Annotated in this window: 10 protein-coding genes; 4 read left to right on the forward strand and 6 right to left on the reverse strand. The window is 44.1% G+C overall.

Annotated elements, in window-relative coordinates; translation table 11 throughout:
* Positions 1-210: 210 nt before the first annotated feature.
* Positions 211-3,369 (forward strand): transglycosylase domain-containing protein, encoded by a 3,159-nt coding sequence (locus NQ117_RS18290; RefSeq protein WP_258279466.1) that lies wholly within the window; start codon positions 211-213, stop codon positions 3,367-3,369.
* 84 nt (positions 3,370-3,453) lie between these two features.
* Here the strand turns inward: NQ117_RS18290 and acsA are convergent, their stop codons facing one another.
* A complete protein-coding gene (gene acsA / locus NQ117_RS18295; protein ID WP_258279467.1) occupies positions 3,454-5,178 on the reverse strand; it encodes an acetate--CoA ligase in 1,725 nt (574 codons plus the stop codon).
* 248 nt (positions 5,179-5,426) lie between these two features.
* Here acsA and NQ117_RS18300 point away from each other — a divergent pair, with 248 nt between their 5' ends.
* A complete protein-coding gene (locus tag NQ117_RS18300) occupies positions 5,427-6,059 on the forward strand; it encodes a GNAT family N-acetyltransferase (RefSeq protein ID WP_258279468.1) in 633 nt (210 codons plus the stop codon).
* Positions 6,060-6,078: 19 nt separating this feature from the next.
* A complete protein-coding gene (locus tag NQ117_RS18305) occupies positions 6,079-7,263 on the forward strand; it encodes an acetoin utilization protein AcuC (protein ID WP_258279469.1) in 1,185 nt (394 codons plus the stop codon).
* A gap of 39 nt (positions 7,264-7,302) precedes the next feature.
* Here the strand turns inward: NQ117_RS18305 and NQ117_RS18310 are convergent, their stop codons facing one another.
* The 4 genes from NQ117_RS18310 to NQ117_RS18325 all read right to left on the reverse strand — a co-directional run bounded on the left by NQ117_RS18310 (position 7,303) and on the right by NQ117_RS18325 (position 10,083).
* Positions 7,303-8,001: a 5'-methylthioadenosine/adenosylhomocysteine nucleosidase gene (locus NQ117_RS18310; protein WP_258279470.1), complete on the reverse strand. Its 699-nt coding sequence runs from the start codon at positions 7,999-8,001 to the stop codon at positions 7,303-7,305.
* 85 nt (positions 8,002-8,086) lie between these two features.
* Positions 8,087-9,097 carry a catabolite control protein A gene (gene ccpA / locus NQ117_RS18315; RefSeq protein ID WP_258279471.1) on the reverse strand — a complete coding sequence of 337 codons (1,011 nt, stop codon included), beginning with the start codon at positions 9,095-9,097 and terminating at the stop codon, positions 8,087-8,089.
* A gap of 118 nt (positions 9,098-9,215) precedes the next feature.
* Positions 9,216-9,557 (reverse strand): bacillithiol system redox-active protein YtxJ, encoded by a 342-nt coding sequence (ytxJ, locus tag NQ117_RS18320; protein WP_258279472.1) that lies wholly within the window; start codon positions 9,555-9,557, stop codon positions 9,216-9,218.
* An 88-nt stretch (positions 9,558-9,645) separates the two neighbouring features.
* A complete protein-coding gene (locus NQ117_RS18325) occupies positions 9,646-10,083 on the reverse strand; it encodes a hypothetical protein (RefSeq protein ID WP_258279473.1) in 438 nt (145 codons plus the stop codon).
* A gap of 405 nt (positions 10,084-10,488) precedes the next feature.
* Here NQ117_RS18325 and NQ117_RS18330 point away from each other — a divergent pair, with 405 nt between their 5' ends.
* A complete protein-coding gene (locus NQ117_RS18330) occupies positions 10,489-11,013 on the forward strand; it encodes a type 1 glutamine amidotransferase domain-containing protein (RefSeq protein ID WP_258279783.1) in 525 nt (174 codons plus the stop codon).
* Between the two features lie 116 nt (positions 11,014-11,129).
* Here NQ117_RS18330 and ptsP read toward each other — a convergent pair whose 3' ends face one another.
* A complete protein-coding gene (gene ptsP, locus NQ117_RS18335; protein ID WP_258279474.1) occupies positions 11,130-12,923 on the reverse strand; it encodes a phosphoenolpyruvate--protein phosphotransferase in 1,794 nt (597 codons plus the stop codon).
* Between the last annotated feature and the right edge of the window lie 2 nt (positions 12,924-12,925).

A 12,925-nucleotide genomic window follows, 5' to 3' on the forward strand; every position in this document is an offset into this window, starting at 1 on the left:
AACTTCAAAAGAAGAAGAAACTATGCCTCTATTACAATTGCACACCAGCTCTACTTTTCCTCCAACTCCTACAATATACGAGCGCAAGCATTACCATTTTCGATATGATTCGTCAAACAAAAAAGTATTTTACATGAATATACAGACACTTATCTTGTGTTTTTTTGTGTTATAATGGGAAGCGCTGCAATCATTAAGGAGGAAGAAAGTATGGTTGAGGAGACATTGACGAAGTCAAAGGGAGACCCGACTCGTCCAAAGCGTTCCGTCGGACGTATCATTTGGAATACGTTCAAATGGTTCACGCTATTTGGCGTTCTCTGCTGCTTCTTAGCAGGCGGCATTGCGGTCGGATACATTACCTCTCTCGTCAAAGACGACCCGATACGCTCCAAAGAACATATCGTGCAGAAGGTCGATGAGAATGCCATCAGCGGGTTTGCCTATTTCAACGATGGCACGCTGATTGGCCAGCTTCGCACAGAAGAAGATCGTATCCCTATCAAATATGATCAAATCCCTCAAGTCGTTATAAACGCACTCATCGCAACGGAAGATAACCGTTTCTTTGAGCACAACGGAATAGACATAAGAGGTACATCAAGAGCTGTGTTGCAACAAGTACTAGACAAACCTGTTCAGACAGGAGGAAGTACATTAACGCAACAACTCGCTCGTCGTGTATTTCTAAATACGGATCGTACAGCAACGCGCAAAGCAAAGGAAATTTTCCTGTCCTTGCGCATCGAGCGGATACTATCGAAGGAACAAATTTTAGAAGCCTATTTGAATAAAGTACCTTTTGGAAATGGCTCGAATGGCTATCAAGTATTTGGAATCAAAGCAGCTGCAAAAGGAATATTCAATGTTCATGATTTGGAAAAGCTGAATATTGCGCAAGCAGCATATTTGGCAGGACTTCCGCAGCTACCTTCTGCTTATACCGCCTTTACTGGTAAAGGCGCCTATAACGAAAAAGGCATCAAGCGCGCAATCGAAAGACAGAAGCTTGTATTAAAGCGGATGTTAGAAGAGCAAAAAATTACGCAGCAGCAATATGAAGAAGCACTTAAATTCGATATTCGCAAATCACTAGCGCAGCCGAAGCAGAAAGCATATTCTACATATCCATACTTAATGCTGGATATAGAACGTGCAGCAGTTGAAACCCTTATTCTTAGCCGAAATCCTGAGATGACAAAGGCTGATCTGCGCAAAGAAGAGCACCAACAACTTGTAGAAGATACGAAAGCAGAAGTTCTCCGCGGTGGTTATCATATTACTACCACGATTGATAAGAAGATCTACAAGATGATGCGAAATATCGCGGAAGATCCTAAAAACTTCTCAAAGGATCATCCAGTCAAAGGTACGGAACAAGTAGCAGCTATGATGATAGATCATCGTACAGGCGCTATTCTAGGCATGATTGAAGGTCGTGATTTCTATAAAGAACAAATGAATCACGCTACTCAGATGCTTCGTCAACCGGGATCGACGATGAAGACACTTGCAGCTTTCTTGCCAGCATTAGAAAAAGGAATTATACAGCCCGCTTCCATTATTGATGATGCTCCAGTCATCTTGAAGAACGGTGATGGAACTTATCATATCCCTATCAATGCGGGACGTAAATTCCAAGGACTCGTAACAGCACGACATGCATTGAATCAATCTTTGAATGCACCTGCAATTAAGCTGTTCAACGAAGAACTCAAGGTCAAAAATGCATGGGATTTCGTCGAGAAACTTGGCATTACTACCTTGCATGAACGAGATTATCAAGCTCAAACCGGCGTTATCGGCGGTCTAACAAACGGGGTTACCGTGGAAGAATTTACGAATGCCTATGCGGCTATCGCAAACAACGGTAAGTTAAACGATGCATTCCTAATTCATAAAATCGTAGATTCAAACGGAAAAGAAGTGTACAAACATCAAGTCAAGCCAACACAAGTTGTATCGCCACAAACCGCATACTTGATGACAGATATGCTGCGTACAGCCGTAACAAATGGTACAGGCGGCGAGGTAAATCGCAAATTCCGTCATGACGACTATACGATTGTTGGTAAGACAGGAACAACTCAAAATGATGCTGATTCTTGGTTCATTGGCTATAGTCCTGATGTAACACTTGGTGTATGGGTCGGCTTCAAAGAACCAAAGCATACATTGAGCCGAAACGAAGTAAAGCATTCGATGCAAGTATGGGCGAAAATTATGAACGAAGCGATTGAGCTAAAGCCACAAACGTTCAAAAACAAAACGTTCAAACGTCCAGACGGCATCGTTAGAAGGACCGTATCAGGCTATAGCGGCAAGCTTCCAAGCAAGAATACGGACAAATTCAATACGGATTTATTTAACAGCAAATACGTACCGACTAAAGTCGAAGATGTCCTTGTCAGCATGACATATATTACGTACAACGGTGTCAATTATATAGCTAACCCAGCTACACCTAGTGATATGACACAACAAAAAGTTGTTGTAAAACGTGAAAAGCCGATACAGACCTTAATGGAGGAACTAAGGAGAGCGCTTGGCAACTTGTCATCCGGCAGCAGTCGACGGTCTTTGGATTGGTACTTGCCGCTAGATGCATCAACAGACGCGCCAACCAAGAAAGATCCGCGTAAAGATGATGGCAAAGCACCAACATCTCCAAGCTCTGTAAGCGTCACATCAAACAACGGCAAAGCAACGATTAGCTTCAATCCTAGCGGATCAAACGATGTTGTGGGCTATCGTCTATACCGCTCTATTGATGGCAAGCCTTATCAACAAACAGGACAGGTTGTCCTAGCTGGCGACAGTTATACATTCAGCAATGGTGTTTCTAATGCTCACCGCTATAACTACTATGTCACAGCAGTTGATGTTGTTGGTAAGGAATCTGCGGCATCTGCTACGGCTTCTTTAAACGGTGGAACACCACCGGCAGATCCGAATAGCGGTAATGCTACAGATCCATCATCGGAGCCAGGTACGAATCCAGGCAATTCATCTGGTTCCACATCGTCTGAAACACCTGGATCTAACGGGCAGACAACCAATGGAAATGGATCGTCTGAAACGGGATCTACTAACAACGAATCTACACAAGTCGTCGCTCCTTCAGCTCCATCAGGATTGAGCGCTAGCAAATCAGCTGGAGGAGTATCCTTATCATGGAACTCCTCGGCTACCGCTGTTAAATATTATGTATATCACAAAAGCAGCCAAGGTGGGTCCTATAAACGGATAGGCAATACCAACAGCACGTCATTCACCTATACGAGTGACGCTCCACAAGGCTCCTATCATGTAACGGCTGAAAATCGTGTAGGGGAATCCTCTGCCTCATCATCTGTGACGATAGAATAAAGACACAGCGTATTTCATAACGAACATACACAAAAGAGGGATATAAGCTGATAGTAGCTTATATCCCTCTTTATTATGCTGAGCTTAATCCTCAATTGTTGATAAATCCCCAGTTGGCAAGTTCAACTCCCAAGCCTTCAACACACGACGCATAATTTTACCTGAACGCGTCTTCGGAAGCTTGTCTTTGAATTCAATTTCTCGTGGAGCAGAATGGGCTGACAAGCCCTCTTTGACGAATTTCGCAATGTCTGCCTTCAATTCATCGGACGGTGTGTAGCCATCTCTTAGCGAGATGAACGCTTTAATAATTTCTCCACGCAGCGGATCCGGCTTACCGATGACACCCGCTTCAGCTACAGCTGGATGCTCAACAAGCTTACTCTCAACATCGAATGGGCCTACACGTTCGCCAGCAGTGTTAATTACATCATCGACACGTCCTTGGAACCAGAAGTAGCCATCCTCATCTTTATACGCGGAGTCACCCGACACATACCAACCTTTGAGGCGGAAATATTCTTCGTACTTGCCTGGGTTATTCCATATTTTACGCATCATAGATGGCCACGGTGTACGAATCGCCAAATTCCCCATGCGATACGGAGGCAGCTCATTGCCTTGATCATCAATAATAGATGCCTGCACACCTGGTATTGGGCGTCCCATCGAGCCAGGCTTAATGGCCATACTCGGATAGTTACAAATCATATGACCGCCAGTCTCAGTCATCCACCACGTATCGTGAATTCGTTGTCCGTATACTTTCATTCCCCACCGTACAACCTCTGGATTAAGAGGCTCACCTACGGAAAGTACATGACGCAAACTCGACAAGTCGAATTCTTTTATAATTTCGTCTCCAGCACCCATGAACATACGGAAGGCTGTAGGCGCACTATACCATATCGTTACCTTGTAGCGCTCGATCGTTGAATACCAGTTCTGTGGACTGAAACGACCACCACGCACTACGTTGGTAGCACCATTTAGCCAAGGTGCAAATATACCGTACGATGTACCCGTGACCCAACCAGGATCGCCTGTACACCAGTAAATATCGTCATCTTTCAAATCCAGTACCATCTTGCCTGTGAAATAGTGCTGAATCATAGCATTTTGCACATGATATACGCCTTTTGGCTTGCCTGTTGAACCGGAAGTATAGTGAATAATGAGTCCATCTTCACGATCGAGCCATTCGATTTCCGTTTCTTCCGATGCACTAGCCATCTCTGCGTAGTAATCAACAATACCTTCATCTGCTTGAATGTTCTCACCAACAAGCACGATATGCTTTAATTCTGGCAACTGCTCACGCGGAATACGATGAAGCAGATCAGGAGTCGTGACAATAGCACTTGCTCCGCTGTCCTCTAGTCGATCCCGTACGGCTGTTTCCATGAATGCTTCGAACAAAGGTCCTACGACAGCACCTATTTTCAAAATACCAAACAAACTAATGTATAGCTCAGGGGTACGCGGCATAAATACAAAGACACGTTCACCCTTCGTAATCCCTTGCTTACGCAGCACGTTCGCAAATTGATTCGACTTGCGGCTGAGCTCCGCGTACGTATAGCTTTCATCTCTCACAGCATCACTGTAATAAAGTGCAACCTTATCACCACGCCCCTCTGCTAGATGACGGTCAATGGCCTCATGTGCCATATTCACCTTACCAGTTGCATGCCATGTAAAATGCTTCTCAACTTCTTCCCAATTGAATGCTTCTGCTGCTGACTCATAGTTGTTCAGGTTCGGACTCAATGCCGATGCTTCGATGATTTCTCCTTGCACATTACCCATTGTCTTTCATCCTCCTGTTTCATTCACTTCTTTGGACTTCCCCCATGTGATACCGATAGTTAACCGCTTTCACGAAGTTATAAGCATAAGGACGATGTTGACTGTACATGTTGTCAAGAGGAAATTCTATGAACATAGTAATAACAGCATTATTATAGCACACCAATTGTAATTCGCCTATTCTTTTCCTTTTCAACTGTTCCTTTTTTTGTTATAACCTATGTGAAGAGAATAAGGAGTGATCGACTATGGAACATCGAAAATGTTATCATGCGCACGTCGTTACACGCGATGATGTCGTTATCGTTATCGAAGGTCCCGTCAAGCCAGAAGTGCTCCAAACCTTGGACATGCACAGTGGACTTAACGCCTTCAGACGCCCGCGCGAACAGCACGAAGCCTTAGTTGAGATAGCAGCTTTGCCCGAAGGACGCATCATCGTTGCACGAGATGGACAGACCATTGTCGGCTATGTTACCTTCCACTATCCTGACGAGCTGGAGCGTTGGTCAGAGGGACAGATGGAAGATCTCGTCGAGCTTGGAGCCATAGAAGTAGCGAGAGAATATCGTTCTTTCGGATTAGGAAAAAAAATGATTCAAACCGCGTTCGAGGATGATCAAATGGAGAACTACATCGTTTTTACGACCGAATACTATTGGCATTGGGATCTGGAAGGATCGAAATTAAGCGTATGGGATTATCGCAAAATGATGGAGAAGCTCATGGAATCGGTAGATATGATCTGGTACGCTACGGATGATCCTGAAATCTGCTCTCACCCTGCAAATTGCTTAATGGTTCGTATTGGTAAGGATGTTCCTTTGTCATCCAAAGAACAATTCGACCGCGTTCGCTTCAAACAGCGGTTCATGTATTAGATCGTAGGAGGAAAGCGCGATGACAGATTCGCATAAATCCCTATTTATTCTGCACGATGACGCGCTGCGGTACCGCTTCTATGCAGATCATCCTTTCGATCAGAGAAGAATTGAGATGACTCAGGATCTCTTATTTCAAATTGGTGCCCTGCATCCAACGGAACAGGTTCAAGCAGCCTGCGCTTCACTTGAGGCACTTCAATTGAATCACCGTGAAGATTATATCGCAGCCGTCAAAGAGCTTAGTCAAACCATTCCTGACCCAGATTATCTTGTTCGCACTGCTCAATATGGCCTAGATCATGAAGATACACCTTACTTCGAAGGCATGCATGAAGCTGCCAGCACTATCGTGGGCGGGTCTATTGCTGCATGTGAAGCTGTAATGGAGGGAAAAGCGCTCCATGCTCTTCATATGGCAGGAGGATTACATCATGCATTTCCTGGCAAAGCAGCAGGCTTCTGTGTCTATAACGATGCTTCCATTGCTATAGCATCTATACGTAAGAAGTACGGTGCACGTGTACTTTATATCGATACGGATGTGCACCATGGTGACGGTGTGCAATGGTCGTTTTACACAGACCCTGAAGTAATGACCTATTCGATTCATGAAACAGGGAAGTACTTATTTCCAGGTACAGGATTCGTGCAAGAGCGAGGTGAGAGCGACGGATTCGGCACATGTGTCAACGTGCCGCTGGAACCTTACACAGAAGATGATTCGTGGTTATCCAGCTTTCGAGACACGATTGGACAAGCTGCTGCTAGCTTTAAGCCTGATATTATCATAAGCCAGCATGGCTGTGATGCACACGCCTTGGATCCACTCTCCCACATGCATTGCAGTATGCGAATCTATCAAGAGATGCCTGCCATCATTCATCAACTTGCTCACACCCACTGTAATGGCAAATGGGTCGCGCTTGGAGGTGGAGGTTATGATATTTGGCGTGTCGTCCCACGTGCGTGGAGCCTTTTATGGCTCGAAATGATTCAGCACCCTCTAGCTGCTCAGTTGAGAGCCAAACCACTGACGCCATTACCCGCTGCTTGGTTGCATAAATGGCAGCTCCAAGCTCCCACACCATTGCCTACTACTTGGCTCGATGATACAAGCGATTGGACGCCAATGCCAAGACGTGAAATTATTGAAAAGCAAAACTCCCATATCGTAACCATAGCACAAGAGTATATCAAATAAATAATGAAAGCCGCTCTTCATAAAAGAGCGGCTTAACGTTTAAGCAGGCAGTTGCTGCAACATATGATTAATCATTTGATAAGAGCGTTCTGATGCTTCCACTGTGAACTCTGCAAAGTTAACATGTGCTGAACCATCTGCCTTGTCCGACATAGAGCGAATAATAACAAATGGAACGTTATTTAGGCTGCAAGCTTGAGCTACAGCCGATCCTTCCATCTCGGTACAAGCGCCATTAAAGGTCTCATACAGCGCTTTCACTTTTTCACGGTTAGCGATGAATTGATCCCCTGAAAGTACGATACCTACCATATGGCGCTGCGGCACAATGTCTTCGCAGACGCGTTTCGCTAATTCAATCAGCTGCTGATCAGCACGGAAGATAGAGTTGGATTGGTACGGAATCTCACCTAATTTGAAACCTAGTGCCGTCACATCCATATCATGTTGAATGCAAGCAGAAGAAATGACAATATCTCCGATGTTCAACATCGGGTTAACCGCACCTGCAACACCTGTAAAGAGAATACGCTCTACACTGAAACGATCGATAAGCACTTGAGTCGTAATCGCTGCATTAACTTTCCCCACACCGGACTTGCATACAACAACAGAATGGTGATGCAAAGTACCACGGTAGTAACGATTCCCCGCCTGCTCATGCTCCTCAACTTGGCCCATTGCTTGCAGTAACAGGGCAATCTCCTCATCCATTGCGCCGATAATACCTATTGTCATCTGAATAACCCCCGCTTCTTTATCCCGTTATATGGTCAAAAAAAAAGCCCCGAGATACGGGGCTTCGTACCGCTGTCCAAGCAGACTATTCATTCACATGGCTAATGGACAGACGATGAATGATCTCATGTTGTAGAATGACTTGGGATTGCTCCACATTCTCTTTCTTCATCAATTTCGTGAGCAAACGCATCGCTACAGCGCCAATATCATACATAGGTTGTGCAACCGTAGTTAACTGTGGTCGAACCATAGATGCCATACGGATGTTGTCTACACTAATGATAGAGAAATCATCAGGAACTTTAAGTCCTCCGTCTTGTATCGAGTGAATCGCTCCAATCGCCATTTCATCCGTTGCAGAGAAAATAGCAGTCGGACGCTTCTTCAAGCCCAAGAAATATTGCATAGCTTCTACACCAGACTCATAACGATAGTTTCCGATACGAACCATATCTTCCTTATATTCAATGCCAGCACGCTCAAGAGCACGCTTGTAGCCTTGGAATCGAGCATATCCATTAGCAGGATCCTGCAAAGTTCCACTAATCATTGCAATCTCACGATGTCCATGACGAATTAGTGTATTTACGGCATCAAATGCAGCTGCCTCGTGATCAATGTCTACAGATGGCATGATACCGTTCTCATCTTTCGTCGCACATAAAACAATCGGAACAGACGCTGTACGGAAAGCTTGAATATGATCTTCCGTAATGACACCGCCCATGAATAACAAGCCGTCAACTTGCTTCTCCAATAACGTGTTAATAACCCGAATTTCTTTTTCCTTCTTCTTATCGGCGTTACATAAGATGATATTGTAATGATACATATTTGCAATATCTTCAATACCACGCGCAATCTCAGCAAAGATCGAATTCGAAATATCAGGTATAACAACACCTACGGTCGTCGTCTTTTTACTCGCCAGACCACGAGCAACCGCATTTGGGCGATAACCTAGACGTTCAATCGCTTCGAATACTTTCTTACGCGTCTGCGGCTTTACGTTCGGATTGTTGTTTACAACCCTAGAAACTGTCGCCATTGACACGCCAGCTTCTCTAGCTACATCATAAATAGTTACCGTCACGATCCTTCTCTCCAATTACCGAGTTATTTAATACGTACATACATATTACATTTCATATTACTTTATTTTCTGAAAAATCGCAATGAAGCAATCAATTTTCATCACAAAATGTCATGTTTTAAGAAGAGGTTGTCAAAACTTGCTCCAGCGCATCATATCGAATAGCATAATGAGAGTCATGCCACACCACTTGACCACCCTTCAAAACGAGCACTTGCGGCGACTCATGTTTAATACCGAGTTGATCTGCACAAGCGAGCGAGATATCACGGTTCTCAACGACATATATAAGCCCAAATGAAATACCCTTAGGTTCAAATACGTCAATAACACGCTTCATCTCTTCATTAGCGCTAGTGCTAATCGGGCAGCGCGTACTATGCTTGAAAATAACGACAGTACCTTCATCAGAACGCTTAATCCCTTGTTGGAGCTCTTCTTGTGTGGTGATTGTTTTCATAACGACACCCCTCATTTGCAGCAATATGCCACAAGATATAGTTTGGCCTTCTATTCCTTTTATCCATTATATTATAGGTTGCTGCACATTAACTTATTTTAGCCTGATGTTCCGCTACTTTAAAACCTGTCAATTGATGCAATCTCCGCTCTATATCATTCATCCAATCCGTATCTTTGCATGTTTTAGCAACCAGATACAAGTCCAATAGCTGATTAACACGCTCAGTGCTCAACCTCTCGAACAAAGCAAGATGATTGTCTTCCTTGTATTCTAGGCACTCTTTGATTACACTAGCCATTTCATGCATATGATCAAACGCAACAGTCTGTTCTTCCACCATCCCTTTTTGAACGAGACGGCGCATAATAAACACAACTTCATCTTTTACATTGGGCAGCAGTTCGGAATATTGACAACTTCCACAGGTATATACGGGCACATGAAGTATATGTATTTTACGTGCATGAACAATAGTACGCATTGTAACGTCCATTCCTTGACCACAAGAGCAGTTCTTCTTCATCCGTAATCCCCCTAGTTGGTATGTAGTTTCTCTCACCTAACTTCTCTATCTGTATTGCTGACTTACCTTCATCATTACAAATACGCTATCCCCTATAATTGACAAGCTATAGTGACGTGCAGTTAATCATTCTAACTTCGATTTCATATAAACACGAGCACAGCACGAGCAATAATCAATACTATTTCGACTTCTTGAACCGTTATCCTCCTGCTTATAAACATGAATTTATTTACAATTCGTTTGGCTATTCTATTTTCCAATGATAATTCTCTCTCTTCTTCTTGTGAATGACGCCTAAATATGTTAATTTAAGTACGTTTATGGGTAATAAAAAAGGAAGCTGCATGAAGGCAGATGCCAAATCATTGCCCATCTTGCTTGGATTGAAAGGAGGAAAACATGATGAGACTAGAAGGCAAAAAAGTAATCGCACTTGTCGATGAGGAATTTGAAGACTTAGAATTGTGGTATCCCGTATACCGTGCTCGTGAAGAAGGTGCTGAAGTTCATCTTGTAGGTGCGGAAACAGGAAAGACTTATATCGGAAAATACGGTGTTCCTGCTACCTCGAATTATGCTTTCAAAGATATTGATACAGGTGACTATGACGGCCTGCTCGTTCCAGGGGGCTGGGCTCCAGATAAATTGCGCCGGTATGAAGATGTGCTTCGTATCACTCGTGAAATGAACGAGGCTAACAAGCCTATCGGACAAATTTGTCATGCTGGTTGGGTGCTTATCTCTGCAAAAATTTTAAACGGCCGCCAAGTTACTTCTACACCTGGTATTCGTGATGATATGGAAAATGCAGGGGCAACGTGGATTGATGAAGATGTCGTGATTGATGGCAACTTAGTATCTTCACGCCGTCCACCAGATTTGCCTGCTTATGGAAAAGCCTTTTGTGATGTACTTGCTCAATCGTAAGCTCATTATCAGCATACGAATGAATTTGCTTTAAACATGGAAAAGCTCCCGATCCTCAGATCGAGAGCTTTTTTATATCGTTTCCGTTTCCCAGCCCAGCACATTTGTTCATTATCTTATTGCTCAAGCAGCTCTGGATTTATATACTTAATTGCTGCCTCTGCCTGCTCGAACGCAGCAGTAAGCGGTATCGATTCGAAACCTAGTACACCTTCTATTTCTGCTTTGGTGCGGCAGCGATACAGTTGTACAGCAAGGCCTTTGGAATCTGCAGATGAAGTTCTGCGTATCGCAGCTTTGACACGTGGAATGGTACGCGATGACATACTTAGCTCATCAATACCAAGCGCAACCCACAATGGCACTGCACGCGGATCACCAGCCATTTCTCCACATACCCCAACATGAATTCCTTTCTGTTTCGCAGCTTCAACCGTTTGACGAATTAAACGCAGGACAGCAGGATGGTATGGATCATACATATGAGCGATTTGCTCATTCATCCGATCAACTGCAAGTGTGTACTGAACAAGATCATTCGTTCCAATACTAAAGAAATCTACCTCTTCAGCCAAGAAATCCGCCATCGCAGCTGCTGCCGGCACTTCAATCATAATTCCGATTGGTATGTCCTCGTTAAACGCCTGATCTTCCTCTCTTAGCTCCTGTTTAGATTCTTCGAGAATACGTTTTGCGGCAACGATTTCTTCCATGGAGCTTATCATAGGGAACATGACCTTTATCGGGCCATAAGCGCTCGCTCGCAATATAGCTCGCAGCTGTGTCTTAAATACGTCGGTCCGATCCAAGCAAATGCGAATTGCGCGATACCCAAGGAATGGATTATCTTCCTCTGGTATTTGCAAATAATCCATTGGTTTATCTCCACCGATATCCAACGTTCGAATGATAACCGTCTTCTCTCTAAAGGTTTGAGCAAGCTCACGATAAACCGTAAACTGCTCCATTTCATTAGGCGGGTAAATTCGATCCATATACATAAATTCCGTACGGAATAATCCTACGCTCTCCGCCCCATTTTGAACTGCAATATCGAGCTCTCTCGTCGAAGAAATATTGGCTGCTAAATGGATAGAATGTCCGTCTGTTGTAACAGCAGGCAAGCTCTTAATTTTACAAAGTTCCGCCATCTCATGATGAAATACGCGTTGACGCTCTTTATACCACGCCAACACCTCAGCAGATGGCTCCACCAATACATGCCCTTGTTCGCCATCCACAACGACCTTCTCGCCAGTCTGGATCGGATCCTTCAGCTTGCCTTCCAATCCAAGCACAAGCGGGATTCCCAGTGCTCTAGCCATAATGGCAGAGTGTGAAGTCTTCCCGCCCATCAACATAACAATTCCTAGCACATTTTTAGGATTCAAATGAACGAGCTGAGATGGCGACAACTCTTTTGCAACTAAAATATACGGATTGGCATCCGTAGGAAGCGTGATTTCAGGTGCTCCCAATAGATGCTTCAAGAGACGATTGCCAACATCTTTAATATCTAATGCTCGTTCTTTCATATAGTCGTCATCCAACAAATCGAACATCGTAACGAAATGGTCTATCGCTTCTTTGACAGCCACTTCTGCCGCTTTGTATTGGCGCTGGATAATCCCTTGAATTTCATTCATAAATACAGGATCTTCCAATATAGCCAAGTGAGCATCGAATATCGTTGATTCTTCCTTGCCGACCATCTCGCTAATTTCGTTTTTAATATACTGAATTTCATCCTTTGAAGAGCGAACACCTTCGTACAGACGCTCAAACTCCTTCGCCAAATCAGAAGGGTCCATCTTCTTCTCAGGAACGTCCCATTCCCACGATGGCAGTACAAAAGCCTTACCAATCGCAATTCCACTGGATGCACCAATTCCACGCGCTGTTTGTATCATCT

Origin of the sequence: Paenibacillus sp. SC116 (assembly GCF_024733555.1) — a bacterium.
GTDB lineage: Bacteria > Bacillota > Bacilli > Paenibacillales > Paenibacillaceae > Paenibacillus_B.

Excerpts from the sequence above, each read along its gene's own strand:
- NQ117_RS18290 (WP_258279466.1), top strand. The coding sequence starts at position 211 with ATGGTTGAGGAGACATTGACGAAGTCAAAGGGAGACCCGACTCGTCCA.
- NQ117_RS18330 (WP_258279783.1), top strand. The coding sequence starts at position 10,489 with ATGAGACTAGAAGGCAAAAAAGTAATCGCACTTGTCGATGAGGAATTT.
- ytxJ (WP_258279472.1), bottom strand. The coding sequence starts at position 9,557 with ATGAAAACAATCACCACACAAGAAGAGCTCCAACAAGGGATTAAGCGT.
- acsA (WP_258279467.1), bottom strand. The coding sequence starts at position 5,178 with ATGGGTAATGTGCAAGGAGAAATCATCGAAGCATCGGCATTGAGTCCG.
- NQ117_RS18305 (WP_258279469.1), top strand. The coding sequence starts at position 6,079 with ATGACAGATTCGCATAAATCCCTATTTATTCTGCACGATGACGCGCTG.
- ptsP (WP_258279474.1), bottom strand. The coding sequence starts at position 12,923 with ATGATACAAACAGCGCGTGGAATTGGTGCATCCAGTGGAATTGCGATT.
- NQ117_RS18300 (WP_258279468.1), top strand. The coding sequence starts at position 5,427 with ATGGAACATCGAAAATGTTATCATGCGCACGTCGTTACACGCGATGAT.
- NQ117_RS18310 (WP_258279470.1), bottom strand. The coding sequence starts at position 8,001 with ATGACAATAGGTATTATCGGCGCAATGGATGAGGAGATTGCCCTGTTA.
- NQ117_RS18325 (WP_258279473.1), bottom strand. The coding sequence starts at position 10,083 with ATGAAGAAGAACTGCTCTTGTGGTCAAGGAATGGACGTTACAATGCGT.